This is a genomic window from Bacillus sp. AFS088145 (genome assembly GCF_002564465.1).
GTDB lineage: Bacteria > Bacillota > Bacilli > Bacillales > Bacillaceae_G > Gottfriedia.
The window spans coordinates 77,637-93,917 of sequence record NZ_NUUX01000028.1 but is presented as its reverse complement, the minus strand read 5'-3'; the positions used below and the strand labels follow the sequence as shown (position 1 = coordinate 93,917).

General features: G+C 34.4%; 17 protein-coding genes. 4 read left to right on the top strand and 13 right to left on the bottom strand.

All coding sequences use genetic code 11. The annotated features are described in order from the left end of the window. Positions 1-99: 99 nt before the first annotated feature. Entirely contained in the window at positions 100-579 is a 480-nt protein-coding gene (locus COI44_RS17890; RefSeq protein ID WP_098429145.1) for a GNAT family N-acetyltransferase, read from the bottom strand. Between the two features lie 167 nt (positions 580-746). On the opposite strand from COI44_RS17890, the gene COI44_RS17885 reads away from it, so the two are divergent. After that, the gene (locus COI44_RS17885) at positions 747-959 is read left to right on the top strand and encodes a hypothetical protein (protein WP_098429144.1); all 213 of its coding nucleotides are present in this window, start codon (positions 747-749) and stop codon (positions 957-959) included. 228 nt (positions 960-1,187) lie between these two features. Here COI44_RS17885 and COI44_RS24885 read toward each other — a convergent pair whose 3' ends face one another. The 3 genes from COI44_RS24885 to pruA all read right to left on the bottom strand — a co-directional run bounded on the left by COI44_RS24885 (position 1,188) and on the right by pruA (position 3,914). Continuing rightward, positions 1,188-1,283, bottom strand: a complete 96-nt coding sequence (locus COI44_RS24885; RefSeq protein ID WP_353616022.1) for a nucleotide-binding domain-containing protein — start codon at positions 1,281-1,283, stop codon at positions 1,188-1,190. Positions 1,284-1,344: 61 nt separating this feature from the next. Next, positions 1,345-2,331 carry a proline dehydrogenase family protein gene (locus COI44_RS17880; protein ID WP_098429143.1) on the bottom strand — a complete coding sequence of 329 codons (987 nt, stop codon included), beginning with the start codon at positions 2,329-2,331 and terminating at the stop codon, positions 1,345-1,347. A 38-nt stretch (positions 2,332-2,369) separates the two neighbouring features. Continuing rightward, the gene (gene pruA / locus COI44_RS17875; protein ID WP_098429142.1) at positions 2,370-3,914 is read right to left on the bottom strand and encodes an L-glutamate gamma-semialdehyde dehydrogenase; all 1,545 of its coding nucleotides are present in this window, start codon (positions 3,912-3,914) and stop codon (positions 2,370-2,372) included. 180 nt (positions 3,915-4,094) lie between these two features. On the opposite strand from pruA, the gene COI44_RS17870 reads away from it, so the two are divergent. Continuing rightward, on the top strand, positions 4,095-5,660 hold the full coding sequence (locus COI44_RS17870) for a sigma-54 interaction domain-containing protein (RefSeq protein WP_098429141.1): 1,566 nt from the start codon (positions 4,095-4,097) through the stop codon (positions 5,658-5,660). A gap of 702 nt (positions 5,661-6,362) precedes the next feature. On the opposite strand, the gene COI44_RS17865 is transcribed toward COI44_RS17870, so the two are convergent. From COI44_RS17865 to COI44_RS17855, 3 genes are all read right to left on the bottom strand, one after another. Beyond that, positions 6,363-6,875, bottom strand: coding sequence for a hypothetical protein (locus COI44_RS17865; RefSeq protein WP_098429140.1), 513 nt, complete (start codon positions 6,873-6,875; stop codon positions 6,363-6,365). A 76-nt stretch (positions 6,876-6,951) separates the two neighbouring features. Further along, positions 6,952-8,172 carry a sugar efflux transporter gene (locus COI44_RS17860; RefSeq protein WP_098429139.1) on the bottom strand — a complete coding sequence of 407 codons (1,221 nt, stop codon included), beginning with the start codon at positions 8,170-8,172 and terminating at the stop codon, positions 6,952-6,954. 141 nt (positions 8,173-8,313) lie between these two features. Continuing rightward, positions 8,314-9,183: a Cof-type HAD-IIB family hydrolase gene (locus COI44_RS17855; protein ID WP_098429138.1), complete on the bottom strand. Its 870-nt coding sequence runs from the start codon at positions 9,181-9,183 to the stop codon at positions 8,314-8,316. Positions 9,184-9,401: 218 nt separating this feature from the next. On the opposite strand from COI44_RS17855, the gene COI44_RS17850 reads away from it, so the two are divergent. Then, positions 9,402-10,298, top strand: coding sequence for an AraC family transcriptional regulator (locus COI44_RS17850; protein WP_098429137.1), 897 nt, complete (start codon positions 9,402-9,404; stop codon positions 10,296-10,298). A gap of 237 nt (positions 10,299-10,535) precedes the next feature. Then, positions 10,536-10,757, top strand: a complete 222-nt coding sequence (locus tag COI44_RS17845) for a hypothetical protein (protein WP_098429136.1) — start codon at positions 10,536-10,538, stop codon at positions 10,755-10,757. A 178-nt stretch (positions 10,758-10,935) separates the two neighbouring features. Here COI44_RS17845 and COI44_RS17840 read toward each other — a convergent pair whose 3' ends face one another. The 6 genes from COI44_RS17840 to COI44_RS17820 form a co-directional block, all read right to left on the bottom strand. After that, positions 10,936-11,412, bottom strand: a complete 477-nt coding sequence (locus tag COI44_RS17840) for a (2Fe-2S)-binding protein (protein ID WP_098429135.1) — start codon at positions 11,410-11,412, stop codon at positions 10,936-10,938. Positions 11,413-11,654: 242 nt separating this feature from the next. Continuing rightward, the gene (locus COI44_RS17835) at positions 11,655-12,320 is read right to left on the bottom strand and encodes a molybdopterin cofactor-binding domain-containing protein (RefSeq protein WP_098429134.1); all 666 of its coding nucleotides are present in this window, start codon (positions 12,318-12,320) and stop codon (positions 11,655-11,657) included. A 44-nt stretch (positions 12,321-12,364) separates the two neighbouring features. Beyond that, positions 12,365-12,514 carry a hypothetical protein gene (locus COI44_RS24265; RefSeq protein WP_179887173.1) on the bottom strand — a complete coding sequence of 50 codons (150 nt, stop codon included), beginning with the start codon at positions 12,512-12,514 and terminating at the stop codon, positions 12,365-12,367. Between the two features lie 141 nt (positions 12,515-12,655). Continuing rightward, positions 12,656-13,804: a toxic anion resistance protein gene (locus COI44_RS17830; protein WP_098429133.1), complete on the bottom strand. Its 1,149-nt coding sequence runs from the start codon at positions 13,802-13,804 to the stop codon at positions 12,656-12,658. 19 nt (positions 13,805-13,823) lie between these two features. After that, entirely contained in the window at positions 13,824-15,506 is a 1,683-nt protein-coding gene (locus COI44_RS17825) for a vWA domain-containing protein (protein ID WP_098429132.1), read from the bottom strand. A gap of 8 nt (positions 15,507-15,514) precedes the next feature. Beyond that, the gene (locus tag COI44_RS17820; protein ID WP_098429131.1) at positions 15,515-16,249 is read right to left on the bottom strand and encodes a hypothetical protein; all 735 of its coding nucleotides are present in this window, start codon (positions 16,247-16,249) and stop codon (positions 15,515-15,517) included. Between the last annotated feature and the right edge of the window lie 32 nt (positions 16,250-16,281).

Genomic DNA, 16,281 nt, shown 5'->3' with positions numbered 1-16,281 from the left:
ATAGGCCCATTTGCTTTTCATGAAAAAGGAGATGAATGACGACCAGCTCCTTTTTTATGAAACTCAAGTTTTTTGGATTATTAATTTATTTTTATAAATTTATATAAAACGAGAAGAACTAACCTTTAAGTTATAATCAGTAATCTCAAATCCAAGTTGATGATATAGATTTAATGCACCCTGATTATGACCAAAAACATGTAGACATACATCATCTACTCCTAATTCATTCATTTCTTTTATACACATCCTCATCGCTTCTTTACCATATCCTTGACCTCTCCGCTCTGGATAAATAAGAATTTCATATAAATAAGCATAATTTGGCTCTTGTTTTTTATTAATGGAATACCAAATATAACCAATTCTTTCTTCGTTTAAAACAATGTTTTTCAAATAGTTATTTTCAGTATTTTCACCTTCTGGCAATAAAGATTGAAAAGCTGCCTTTGATTGTTCTAAAGCTGTTTCTTCTTTCCAACTCCCATTTTTCACTTTATCATTCGCAAAATTCACAGTTGCTATTTCTAGGAACCTCCGAAAATCTTGATTATTCATAAGTGTTAAATTTAAAGTCAATTAGATCATCCTTTTCATTTAAATAATTTTTTAAGCATAAAGTCCCATTTAAGTATTCAATTTTATATCAGAAATATCCTTTTTTGATCGTCAGACTATGAAAAAAGGACGACATTTTTCGCTAACAGATACTAATTTTCTTGAAATTATCCTAAAGTTGGGTGGAATTGAGTAAAAGAGTACTATTCAAATGTTTATTTTCAAATCCATCTGTTGAAAGTAAAAAAGACCCTCAATCTATTAAATTCAGAGTCGAGTCTTATACAGTAATTATGAATATTTTAGTTCAATTAAGTCCATTAAACCAAGCGGTCGCTGTAATAAATTTTTCACACTACGTTCCATTCTTTTATCAAGGTTCTGTTAAAGTAAAATCTTGAAATTTAATATTTGAAAAAGGACTGTCTAAATTTTGACAGTCCTTTTTCGATCTTATTGAAATAATGCTAGCGTTAGCTCGATAAGAAAAGCTTTGTTTGAACACTGAGAAGTACCTATTCTAATGTAAGTTAATTAAGAAATGATGGTAATAAAATCACCTCATTAAACAAGTACGAATACAAATTAATTGTAAAAAACAGGGGGAACTCGATCACTAGTTTCATTATTTAATAGATTGTTACTGGTATACGATCTCTTGCTACACATTCACCATTTTTTACAATATAGCACTCTACATAATGTTCACAATGATAATCATGCAAGTTTGTTGTTGTTGTGAATTCAGCCAACTTCGCTTTAAATTATGAACGCCTTATTTTTTTATTATTTCTGTTTTTTCTTGTTTACTTTAGATAATCTACCTAATGTAAAGGCACCGACCGCTAAGCCAATCATGGTGTTGTTTTTTTTATTAAAGACCTGTTTTGCTACAAGGTTTAAGTTTTGTGGTCTTTCCGCAAGCCGACGCATAAAGTAACCGTACCAGTCCTTTCCAAATGGCACATAAGTGCAGAAATTGCAGCCTTCACTTGCTAGTTTCAATTGAAGGTCTTTTCTGAAGCCGTACAGCATTTGGATTTCAAATTTATCGTTCGGAATATTATTTCTTTTCACAAAATCTTTAACATGTTGGATGATTTTGTGGTCATGTGTTGCAATAGAAGTGAATTTTCCATTTAACAAGTGCCATTCTATCAACTTAATAAAGTTTTTATCAATATCTTTCTTGTCTTGGTACGCATATTCCTCAGGCTCTTTATATGCACCTTTTACAATACGAAGGCGAAAATCTTTATACTTTTCGAGATTTTCTTGTGATTGATAGAAGTATGCCTGGATAACGGTTCCTACATTATCATACTCCAAAGAAAGCTCATCTAAAAGATCAAACGAAGGCTTTAAGTGTCCATAATCTTCCATATCAATATTAACAAAAATCCCATATTGATGTGCCTGGTGAACAATTTCCTTTAAATTACTCAAACAAAAAGAGTACTCAATGTCCAAGCCCAATTGAGTCGGTTTTAACGAGATATGTGCATCTACTTTATTCTTATGAATGGCTTCGATGACTTTCAGAATTTGTTCTCTAGCCTGGATTGCTTCTTCCTTTTTAAAGACAAATTCCCCTAAGTTATCGACCGTACATGAGATCTCATGTTTATTTAGCTCTTTAATGCTTTTAATTACTTCTTCAATATTTGTACCAGCTACAACACTTTGCGCCCCCATTTTTAAACCATACTTTTTAGCGGCACTGTTAAGTAATTGGTTTTGTGATAAGGCCATAAAAAAATCTTTTAATATCATATTGATTCCTCCCATATTTTCCTGCTACCTAAATCTAGTTAAAACATTTCTGATGTCGTTTTTGCTTGCATATGAAGAATGAGGTAATCTGGTCCCCCGGCTTTAGAATCTGTACCGGACATATTGAATCCACCAAACGGCTGATAACCAACAATGGCACCCGTACATCCCCTGTTAAAATACAAGTTTCCTACATGGAATTCTTTTCTAGCCCGCTCAATATGTTCGCGATTATTTGAAATCAATGCACCGGTTAAGCCATAGTCGGTATTGTTGGCAATTTCCATCATATGATCAAAATCACGTGCTTTACAAAAAGCCACAACTGGTCCAAATATCTCCTCCTGCATTAAGCGCGCCTTTTCATTAACATCAGCAATAATAGTAGGTTGGATGAAATAACCTCGAGAATCATCACCTTCTCCGCCAGCCATTATTTTACCTTCACTTTTTCCAATTTCAATATAATTCATGATTCTGTCAAATGCCGCCTGATCAATGACAGGTCCCAAATATGTTCTAGCCTCTTCAGGGCTACCGACGGTTAAGGTTTTGGTTAATTCCACTGCTTTAGCTAATACTTGATCATAAACATCCTGATGAATTACGGCTCTCGATCCCGCAGAGCATTTTTGGCCAGAAAAACCGAAAGCAGAATATACTATGGATGCTGATGCAAAATCCAAATCTGCATCTTTATCAATGACCATTGTATCTTTTCCGCCCATCTCTGCTATCACTCGCTTTAGCCAAATTTGCCCAGGATGCACTTTTGCTGCTCGCTCATAAATACGGCAGCCAACCTCACGTGATCCAGTAAATGAGACAAAACGCGTTTTTGGATGGTCTACAAGATAATCGCCAATTTCCGCACCACTTCCAGGAACGAAATTCAGTACTCCTTTCGGAAGCCCCGCTTCCTCCATCACTTCCAAAAATTTCGTAGCCACAACCGGTGTGTTATTTGAAGGCTTAAGAAGAACGGTGTTCCCAGCCACAATGGCAGCTACAGTTGTTCCAGCCATAATAGCGAGCGGGAAATTAAAAGGAGAAATAATCACCCCAACTCCCAGTGGAATGTAATGAAATTGATTTAGTTCACCTTCTCGGCTTTGCACTGGTACACCATTTTGAAGCTTGATCATTTGGCGTGCATAAAATTCAAGGAAATCGATTGCTTCAGCTGTATCGGCATCAGCTTCTTTCCACGGCTTTCCTGCTTCCTTTACAAGATAGGCAGAAAATTCATGTTTACGGTGGCGTAAGATCGCAGCCGCACGGAATAGGATATCAGCCCGTCCTTCCGGCTGGAAATTCTTCCATGACTCAAATGCTTCCAATGCGGATTGCATTGCTTTTTCCGCCAAATCTTTGCTTGCTTTTGAAACAACCCCAACCACTTCATTTTTATTAGCAGGGTTAAATGATGTGATTTTGTGATCCGTTATAATTTTTTCCCCGCCTATGGTTAGGGGATATTCTTTCCCAAGCTGTGAGTTTACAAGATCTAATGCTTGATTAAAAGCGTTTATATTCTCCTCTTTTGAAAAGTCTGTAAAAGGTTCGTGTTTATAAGATAGCATGTTTTTACCCCCTCAAATTCTTTGTTGCTTTATTTATATGCAATTTTTGTGCCAACTTAAAAAACTACTTTATACTTGATTTTTCGAAAATTGTGTAAACTATATATTTACAAAAGTGTAAACGGAGTGTAAAATATAAACACTTTTGTAAACCATTAAACAGTGATAGGGTGATTGGTTATGTTAAAAGAAAAAGTTTCACTTCTGTCCATTTCCCTTCCTTTAGATGAGGAGATTCATACAGAAAAAATAAAACAATTCTCTGTCGACACCTTGCTCTCAGAGGTTGAAGAAATAGTTCTAGACCAAGATATTGTTCTTGTTGATGAAGCTGGAAGGCAAGTGCGAAGGGTCCCCTTTACTACATTAATAAATGCTATTTTTCAAGAGTGGCAAAAGCTTTCAGGTGTTTATCAGACCCTTCTGCGTGCCGTAGATAATGCCATTACAATAGTAGACAGCGATGGAAAAGTTGTTGCGTGGAATCCTAAGGCAGAAGATTTGTACAAAACTTCTGCTGAAGAAATGATCGGCTCTAAAATTACGAATCGCTTTAAAGAGGATTCTGTAGTTTTAATGTCCACAATGAAGGAAGGAAAAGGGGTTATTCGGCATTATAACCAACCGCAGGAAGATGTCCATGTATTAATTAACACCTTACCAATATTCATCAGGGATAAGGTGGTAGGGGGAATTTCCGTTGAAAGTGATATTACAGAAATTGTAAAACTAAATAATGAACTTACAACTACTTCTGCGTATATTCAAGATTTGGAAAATCAGATTGGGAACAAGGATATTATCGATCCCTTCCACAAAATTAAGGGAAGAAGCCAGGTGATAAAAACTTCCATTTCTTTGTCCAAGAAGGTCGCCCATACAGATGCAACCGTCGTGATTACTGGTGAGAGCGGTGTTGGTAAAGAGTTGTTTGCACAGGCTATTCACAAAGCAAGTCCCCGTTCAAAAGGGCCATTTGTTGATCTTAACTGCGGGGCCATTCCTTCGGCGCTTTTTGAAAGTGAATTATTTGGTTATGAAAAAGGTGCATTTACAGGGGCAATAAAAGAAGGGAAGCTAGGAAAAATCGGGACAGCAAAGGGTGGAACATTATTTCTCGATGAAATTGGGGAAATGCCATTAGAGCTTCAAGTAAAATTGCTGCGTGTCTTGCAGGAGAAACAATACTATCGAGTTGGCGGAAACCAACCTATTCCAATAGATGTGCGAATTCTTTCAGCAACTAACCGGGATTTGGAGAAAATGGTGGAAGAAGGTTTATTTCGTGAAGATTTATATTATCGGTTAAATGTGGTTACGATCCCTATCCCTCCTCTCAGAGACAGAAAGGAAGACCTTCCCGAACTTGTCCAATTATTTTTAAAAGAGTTTTCCATCAAATACCGGAAGCCTGTTCCAGTCATTTCTCCGGAAGTGATGGTAACATTCATGCATTTTCCTTGGAACGGCAATATCAGGCAGCTAAGAAATATAATTGAGCGAGTAATGATATTTACAGATGATAATATAATCAAATCTGAACAATTGCCAAATGAATTTTTTAAAAGACACACAAATTCTCAATCGCCTATTCTCGGAGAAGCAGAATTACACGAAGTGGATGAAAAGTCACTAATAATACATGCCCTAAAAGTAACATATGGAAATAAATCAGCTGCTGCAAAAATGCTAGGTGTTTCCAGGGTGACACTTTATAACAAAATGAAGAAATATGGGCAGTTATAATGAAATGTAATTTTTAACAAAAAAAGTGATCGCCCGATAGAAATTTAGCGATCACTTTTTTCAAATAACATTTATTTTGTAGGAAAGGTATTTAGCTCCTTAATTGGGGGAGTACCAGTGGTTGTCACCACCCCCAGTAAGGAATAGCCCGTTTTTGTCTATTGTTTAGCAATTTTCGTTTTAAGTAAAAGGTAACCGATAATAAATTGTGTGAATTACAGTAAAACCATATATAATGAAATGTAATTTTTAACAAAAAAAGTGATCGCCCGATAGAAATTTAGCGATCACTTTTTTCAAATAACATTTATTTTGTAGGAAAGGTATTTAGCTCCTTAATTGGGGGAGTACCAGTGGTTGTCACCACCCCCAGTAAGGAATAGCCCGTTTTTGTCTATTGTTTAGCAATTTTCGTTTTAAGTAAAAGGTAACCGATAATAAATTGTGTGAATTACAGTAAAACCATAAGGCTTATCAATTACCATCAATGGGCACTTTTTTATTTTCCAAACTATAAAATTTTAAACATTTTACAAGATTATGGATAACAAGTTCGTTATGAAAATAATAACTCCAAATGGCATTGCCGAAAATACACCTGCAACTCCCACCAGTGGGGCGGTAACTGCACTGAATAAAGTCGGCATAACACCCAAGAGTGACGCGGCACTTCCACCTCTACCCTATTAAATTGAGGATCCTTTAAACCATTATGCTATCTTTTTGTAAAAATTTTTGTTGTGATAACAAATATTGAGCGTCTCTAAGTAAATATTCTGCAGCCTCAGTTGTGATGTGTTTACCACTTTGAGCCCTAACTTCATTCAAGAAGCCTTTCAAATCATTATTTCCTAATTTTTCCTGAAGGCTTTTTACGATTCCTGCATTGTCAATCCAATCGGAATGAGCAAAGCGCTTTACTAGTCCATTTAAAGATCCATATGTTGCAATTGTTTGAAATTGAATAGTTTTGGTACCAATATTTCCTGCATTGTCAACTGAATAGATTACAATTGAATGTAAACCAAGTGGCAATGTATATAATGCGATTGGGGAACCAATTTTGTATGCAAACGTATCAAGTTTTGCCTTTGTTTTATCGTTATCAACACCTGAAAAATGGTCTACTAATGTAAACTTAGGTGTGATTTCACCATCATTTTCATAAATACTACCATCGACCGGGACAGATTCTTTAACAATTGGTCCCGTCATGTCAATACTAATAATAGTTTCATCATTTTTATTTGCACTTCGAAATTTTATGTGTACTTCACCAACAATAAATCAACTACACAGACTGACTATGTCCTGTCGATATTTCCATTTCCACATTGTTTTTAGATTTCCATAATATAAAGAGTGAACAAATTACAAACAATATACAAAGTAAATAAACATTACGATACCCTGCTAATTGTGCAAACAGACCTCCGCCTAAATTTCCTACTAAACTTCCGATCGTCGAGCAATTCGCATAAATTGATGCAGAAAATCCTGGTGAATTTGGTAGTAGGTCGTTAAAATAGCTTATACCATTACCCATAACGATTGCGATGTATGTTGCCTGTAGTAACTGTGCAACAATTAACTCCCATGTATGAGTTGAAATGCTTAAGGTTAAGTAATAGAGTAAACCAATAAAGCAGCCGTAGATCATCAATGCATGATTCGAGATTTTTTTAGAAAGTACTCCCAACACAAGCATGATTGGAATTTCTAAGCCTGCACATATACTTACGACTAATCCAACATCTGTATTTGTACCATGTAATTCATTTACGATAAAAAGTGGTGTGTTGATCCAATTAATCGAACTAACTGCAAATAATAAGATGAAAGCAATAAATGGTAGTCTTAGCTGTTTTCGTTTAGCGGCTGTGACTTTTGTCTTGTTTTTCTTTTTTAAATTATTCTGAACTGGCTTTCTCTTTTCTAAAAAGAAGAATACTAGTAGAGTAATTATTACATAAATACTAGATGTTCCCCAAAAAAGTCCATGATAACCTTTTGCTCTTAAAATTAGAGTACCTACTAATGGTCCGATTAAAAATCCTAAAGAAACAAGCGAGCGTAAAGTTGATAATGCTAAAGTCTTGTCTTTAGATAAACTTGCATTTGCCGATTCCTGTGCGGATGCAAAAATTTGTGGCATAGCCGCTGCACCCAATCCATTAAATAAAGCAACAAAAACTAATAATAAATAGTAGTTATGAAATATTAAATAGGATGCATAACCTATTGCTGATGAAATCATTGCAATCATAATAATCCATTTTCTGTCAATCCCTCGATCAGAACGTTCAGCAATAAATGTATTTACTAAAACACCACTTAATGAAATCACTGCCATGAAAATACCAAATGCTCCAGAGCTCATTCCTATATATTTTGTAGAATACAGTGATAAATAAGGAGTTGTGATTGAAAGTCCGATCCCTACAAATAACAAACAGATGACAAATAAACTATACCCCTTAATGGCAAATAGATCTTTTATCCGTCTAACCAAATTTTACTCCCCCTTACCTTTCTATAGTTTAATCGATTGGTTTAAATAGACAAATAAAAACAACCTTGGATAAAGAAACATACTCGTACCTTTAACCAAGGAAAACGTTGCTTATTTGGATGTATTTAGATTTCTAGATTATTATAGTACATTTGACTCTTTAAAAATATATTTTTCGAATGCATATGCAACACCATTTTCATCATTACTTAATGTAACAACATCACATGAGAGCTTTACTTCTTCTTCAGCATTCCCCATGGCTATTGATAATCCGGCTAGATTAAACATCGGTAGATCATTTTTTTCATCTCCAATAGCTACTGTATTTTCTAATGGAATATTAAAATAGGATGCCATGGCTTTTAACCCATACCCTTTATTTCCATTTATATGTGTAACTTCAAGATTAAAAGGTGAGGCACTCGTAACAAAAATCTCATCTATGAATCTTAATTTTTTTTCAAGTCTCTCCATTTGTTTTGGATCAAGGGTTAAAATAAGAAACTTTTGGATCGTAAAATCCTCATTTTCAATTATTTCATGAACTTTGTTAAAAAACGAATGTCCATATACATTTGGTGGTGTAGTAAACATTTTGAAGTGTCTGTTTGAGAAGTATTCTTTTGGAACACGTCCAGATGAAACAACATGTTCAAATCGTTTATCCCAATTACTTGGGGCAAATATTCCCTTATTGGTAGAAATATTGTACGGTAAGTCTTCACTCTCAACATCTAAGGCGATTTTTTGTATTTGAGGTCTCCCTATTGAATTTAGTTCAATTAACTTTCCATTCACATATAATGCAGTTCCGTTATGGCCTCCAACTGGACAATTTAAACCATACTTTGAAAGTTCATCATTTACTGAACTTGGTGAACGACCGGATAAAATCATCACGATATGTCCTGCTGCCTGAGCTTTTTTAATCGAGTTTAACGTTTCTTCACTTATTATTTTATTAGTGTTGAGTGTAGTACCATCCAAGTCTAATGCAATTAATTTCATATGAATCTCTCCTTTAAGGGTTTTAAATTTAATTCCTCATAGGTAAAATGATAATATTATAGTTTTGAAGATATGTTTGATATACTTAATTATGCATTTAAATAAGCAGAGTTCGTTAACTCATTCCTCCTAAATGATTGCCTAATCCTCTCGTTTTTACAAATTCTATGAAAAATTTTTTATGTTTCTATTAATATAAAGTAAGCAAGGAGGACTATATGTCTGAAATTAACGCTTCTTATTTAAGCGAACTAATTCAAATTATTGATCGCAATACTAGTCATGAAGGTGTTAACGAGACCTCAATTAACTCGTTATTTTTCATTCGAGAGTCAAATATTACTGATCCTAAATACCGAGTCTATAAGCCGTCCCTATGTATTGTTGTTTCTGGTGTAAAGGAATTATTACTAGGAAATGAACAGTTTAAGTATGGTCCTGGAAATTATTTAGTAGCATCCGTTGATTTACCAGTTACAGGCCAAGTTATTGAAGCTACACCAAGCGCTCCATACCTAGCTTTAAAACTTGAATTTAATCCAAGTCAAATCTTAGAAATTTTAACTGATACTGAAATTCCCACTAATTCAAAGGAAAATGCAAAACGAGCGATTTTTATCAACGGATTAGAGGGTTCAATTTTAGATGCAGTGATTAGATTGGCCCGTTTAATGGATTCACCTGAAGATATCCCAATTCTTGCACCTATTTTTACAAAAGAAATTCTCTACAGAGTATTGCGTGGACAAAATGGGAGTATATTACAACAAATTGCCATCGAAGGTAGCACTACTAATCGAATAAGTGAAGTTATTGAACAAATTAAAGCTAATTTTTACAAGTCTTTACGAATTGAAGAGCTTGCAGAAATAGCAAATATGAGTGTTTCTTCCCTACATAGACATTTTAAAGACGTAACTGCAATGAGCCCGCTACAATTTCAGAAGCACTTAAGATTGCAGGAAGCGCGACTTTTATTACTGTCCGAATCTTCAGATGCAGCAGAAGTAGCATTTCGAGTAGGGTATGAGAGTCCTTCCCAGTTCAGTAGAGAATACTCTCGGTTATTTGGTTTTCCACCTAAAGAGGATCTTAAACGAATGAGAGCCAAATAATAGCGTAATTCATATTTTTACACTTTAATAAAACATAGTTCATTTGAAGGTATATACCATTCTCTTTGAATAGATGCCTTAAGTGGCCATACGTTTTGAATAAAAAAGTAAATTATTAAATTAATTGATTATCAAAATTAATCCAATTAAAGATGTACTCTCATCGTGCCCATTCATTAATCCTAAATTTGTATATATTAGGTATACATACGAAAGTTTGAATTTAGGAGTGATAATATGGCATATAATAAGTTTGATGATTTTTTATTTGGTCGGAATGATGAGAGAAACATTCATAAAAATGAATTGAATAGTGAACATATAAGTCTTAAAAGTTCTCGTCATAAGAATCATAAAAGAGTTATTTCCAATCTGCCTCCTGTACCAGTCGTTTTGAACCCTATTCTATACCAGATTACGCCAATTGGAACGATTCCAATCTATTTCAAAAAATGTTAATTACCTAAAGAACACCTAATTCTCTTTTTTTAACTGTAATTCTAAAAAATGTAAAAGCCTGCGTTTTTATTAACGTAGGCTTTTTAAATTCATATTATGAAACTTAGTTGATTAAACTTTAAATTCCAAATATAGGATATATTTTATCAAGCAATTATTTTAAGAGAAATGTATTTTGCTAGCGTCTATTTCTTGGTCTACCTCGTTGTTCATTTAAAACTGATAGTACAGCTTCTTTTATTTCCTGGTAACTAGTGCAACGACATATATTTGAACTAAGCCATTCTTCTATAACCTCTTCAGTTGCGTCGGGATGCTCGTTCACGAGTGCATGAGCGTTTAGGATAAAATCCGAAGTACAATACCCGCATTGAAAAGCCCATTTTTCCACAAAAGCACGCTGCATTGGATCATCATGTAAGCCTTCAATTGTGGTAAGTTTCTTTCCAACAGCATCAACCGCTAACATCATACATGTTTTTACTGGTAAACCGTCCGCTATAACCGTACAAGCCCCGCAATCACCGTTTTCACAGCCACGTTTTGCTCCTGTTAGGTCGAGTTTTTCCCTTAAAACATCTAATAGCGTATCAGCCATTCTAATAGTCGCCGTTCGCTGTTCTCCGTTTATATCAAGATTCAATTTCTGTATCATGCTCTCACTCCTCCCAAATAAACTAATCCATCTAGAAGTAAGTTCCTTAAGACAAAAATACGATAATCCCTAGAACCACGTATATCACTTTTGACCGGAGCTGGGATTGCAAGAATGGCCTGATTAATCCGCTCCAGGGCTGATAAATTAGTGTTATTTAGAGCTTGCTCCATCTCATAAGAACGAAATGGATACCCACATAATCCACTAATTGCTAACCTATAGCGGGGAGAATTTTTAGTTCAAAGCCTAACTCTTCTTCCACCAACTGACTTAGAGGCTACATATGCTAGCGGTTCTAATTGCACACTTGTTTTAGCACCAAACGAACCCCCAACTAACGGGATATTTACAAGTACTTTCCCTTCTTCAATATTAAATGTTTTACTAATTAATTCTTTCATTTCAAATGGTTCTTGTGAGGCAGAATGAATAATAACATCTCCGGTCTTTTTAATTTCTACATCCGCACATCTTGTCTCGATAGCTGTATGATCAGATTGATTAAATGAAAATACTTCTTTTACAATAACGTCAAAGTTAGCAAAGCCCCGATCAATATTCCCTTTTCGGATTCCTTGTATGTTTGCTATATTTGTACCAGGTATAGGCCGAATCCCACCAGACGTACCTGTTAATCCAGATGACACATCAAATAAGTATTGTTCAGCATTTTCATGTACGAGGGGAGCATCTTTTTGATATATGGCTTCAGGTGAATTAACGACAGGAAGGGGTTCGTATTGAACACAGATTAAAGTAGATGCTTTTATTGCAATAGCTTCCGTATCTGCTATGACCATAGCAATTGGCTCTCCATAGTAACGTACTTTTTCAAATGCAAGCAATGGTCGATCTTTTATCGTTGAATCTATAAGCAGTGGATAGTCCTTTCCAGGAATAATCATACGTACACCTTTGACCTTCCATGCTGCCTTTGTATCGATCTCACCTAGTATTGCAGAGCATGGGTACTCGTTACGAGTTTGGCATGTAGTGTACCAACCTCTTGGACATCAACAATATACTTAACTCTCCCGGTTACCTTATCCCAGCTTTCTTTTTTAGGAACACTTTTCCCAATAACTCTATACTGTTTCACACTTTCCCCCTCCTTTTTACCACTATAAAATCCTATTAATCGTTGTACATAAATAGAACTAATTACATGTAGTCTGAATGCTAGAGAAAGGCTAATTGAAAAAAGATATGTCACTTACTTCATATCTTTTTCCAGTAACTTCTATAATCCAATTCGATCCCCTTTTTCAAGTCTTTGAATCTGCCTAGAACCGACTTCAGCTAATTCTTGAAATTGTAGGATTGTTTGGCGCATTTTTGGCAAAGCTTCTTGTTTAAATGTACTAATCGATTCAAACGCTGATATGACGTTTGTGAATGAGGTTTTTAGTGTTTCAACAGAGACCGCTGACTCCATCGCTTGCTTTTGGATTGCAACCCCTTGCTCCTTTAATAATCTAGAAGTACCTTCAATAATCGTATTTGTTGTTTGATTTAAAGCAGTGATTTTTTGTAAAACGATTTTTTGATTATATAGAGCACTTGCTACCGTTACAGCTGTATTCAATGCAGAAATCGTTACCGTTTTTGCACGTTCAACACCTCGAATTAATTCACGATTATTCCGAATCACAACCTCATATGACATATCTCCTTGGTGATTAACAACTAACATTTGCTGAAGGTCCATGACTCGTTGTCGTAACGGATAAAGTACTTCTTCTGAGATGAATTTAATTTTTTCTTGATCTTCCCCTTCGATTTTTGCTTTTTCTATCTGGTTTTCAATTGACTCATCCATTAATGTTCCAAGTTGGATTTCCTTTTCTAGCGTTTTTGAAAGCATACGAAGTGATAGTTGTTCATGCTCTAATGTCGTGTTATCATTTTCAAGAATTTTTTTCCCCTTATCAAGTGACTTTACGATATCTGCGATTGCGACATCTGCTTTTTCAAATCTTTGAAAATATGAACGAATAGGATTAAATAACTTACCTAAAAAACCCGATTTTGCAAAATTAATGACACTTGGATCTAAGTCCTTTAATTGAACTTGGAGCTCTGATAATCCTTTTGCAACTTGCCCTCCTTCGTCTCCACTTTTAGCAAGTTGACCAAGTGAAACCTTTAGAAGAGAATTTTTATTCGAAGAAGATTTCATCGTCTGTAATCCAAATGATTCGATTGATTGAAGAATTTCTTTTCGTTTTTCGTACGTTTCCTTTGAAACAATGTCTAATTCCATAATCATCGCTACATTTGCATCCGCTGTTGCCTTTAATTTCATTAATTCTTCTGGAACAGGCTTTACTTGTTCTTCTATTACTGCCTTGATTTCCTCTTCATTTACAACTTGCATAGAAAATGACATTCTTAAATCCTCCTACTAATTAAAGTTGAACATTAAAGAGATTACGAATTTTATAGATTACGTCATCTGAATCAGCATTAATATTTGCAGCTTCGTTAATATTCGAAATACTTTCAAGCGCTTTAATATTAGCGTTATAACCAATCGTATAAATTGGAATTTTATATGCTTTTATGATTCCCTTTACATTCTTCAATGAATTCCCATGATTAGTCTCCCCATCGGTTAGGACAAAAATGAGCGGTCTTACATTTGGATTTTTTTTCATTTCATCTTTTAACATATTAATTGCTACAAGTATTCCATCGTTTGTTGCTGTATCTCCACTTGCATCGAGGCCAGATACTGCACCAACAAATTTTGACTGTTGATTTGCATCATATTTTGCAATTGGAAGATTGATCGTAACATCTGCAGAGTATGAGATTAAACCTATACTATTATCTCTTCCTAAATATTTTTGACCTTTAAGTAGTGATTCTTTTAGCTCATTTAATGGTTTACCATCCATACTACCTGAAACATCTGCTACAAAAACCGCAGCTATTGGATTTGAAGTATTTTTCTTTCCTTTCCAAAGTTTCTGTGCAGCACTTAAAGTATCCCCATCGATCGTTTTAAACTCTGATTTGTAATTGTTCAACCCATTAAACCCATCTTGTTTCGCAAGTGATTGAAGATTACTTTGACCAGTAAACTCAGCAAATTTTTTCAAAATATCCATTTTCTCTTTTGGTAAATTCCCTAAAGCATAAAGTGGACTGTCATGGCGCACTCCAAATGGAATAAATTCGTAACTATTTTTTAAATCAGGTGAATTAACAAATGTTTGATATTCTAAGACAAATGCATCTAGAACGCCCGATTCTGCTGCATCACTCATTTGTAGTGTCGTAGAAGCAGTGAATGGTACATTTGCTTGAAAGCTTTCAAACCCTCTCACAGCTGTATCACTAAGAACATCATTTGAATCAAAGGAATTTAAAGTCGTAACTAAAAAATTTAATCCAGTTGAACTAGTAAATGGGTCGGTATATCCCATTGATAGTTCATTTTTTGTCATTGCCTCGATGACGGTTTTCGGATCGACTTTACTGTACTTTTTCATTAACTCATTATATTTTGTCTTTGAAATGACAATACCAGGAACATTCCCAACTAATCGCGAGGATACAGTTTCTGTTTTAACACCACTTGCTGTGATCATTTGACCCCAAAGTTCATTTGAAGGTGTAAAACCATCAGGAACATATTTTCCAGATTTAATAAAATCTGTTGCAGTACCAGAAGCAATGTTTCTAATTTTTATAGATACCTGCTTACCATTTAGATTGAATTTTGCATCATTAAACTTATTTGCGACTTCGTTTAACCAACCATTTTTCCCATCACTTGATTTTTCAGTAGATGAAAAAATTTCAACAAAACGATCAGTCGTATTGTCTACGGATACAGGAAATTTAGATATATCAGGGAGTTCACTTGCGACATCAGCTGTACTTAAGTCAATTTGACCTTTAATTGGTTTTGCTTTCGAAATATTTATTTTAGAGATCATTTTAGCTAATTGCTGATTTTTATTTTTATCAGTAATTTTCACAACTTTATCTCCTGAAGTCATATTAACTCCAATATAGACAAGAAGAAAAACTACAACGATTACTGCAATAGATGCAAAAAGAAACTTCCTCATTTTTATCATCCTTTCATTCATTGCCTATAATATTTTGTTTGTTGAATTAATGTATCGATTTCTTTCATACATTCCATTTTTTCAATATCATCGATTCCTATTTCATCTAGTCTTGAAATTTCTAAAATTAATTTATCAATATTAACAAGAATCTCTTCATTCATTTCAATTGCCCTTTTAACGAATTTGATATATTCATTAAAAAGATTTGTTTTCTCTTGAATTAATGACTTTGAGTATCGTAATCCGTCTTTCCCCTTTATTTTTTTATATTCAAGTTCATCAAAAGTACTGATCTTGTTTATGATGTTTCTAATTCTTAAATAAAATAATGACTCAACCTCGTCCACAACAGATGCAAACTTGTTGTATGTAATTTCTGTAGGAGAAAATCGATCCGTTAATAAGTTATAAAATACGCCTTTTTTCTTTTTCATTCGTTCGATTTGCTCAACTGAAGTAATAATATCTTCTTTTAGTACTTTACTATTTTTATATCGACTTAAAGCTAGAACGAAATCTTCATTTGTTTTTAGCTGCTTAATTGGCTTATCTTTAACAGGCTTGAAATATAGCTGAAACATACTAAATAGAAGTACTAACAAATTCGCTATTATGAACGATACCCCAAATGCAGTTTGAAATGCACTAGCATTAATTAATTGGATTCCGATTAAACCTGGAGAGAATACAATCACATTCAAAATCGCAATGAAAGCGATTAGCCCCACTAATTTTAATCCCTTTATCATCCTTCACTCCTCCGCTATACTCTATTTATGCT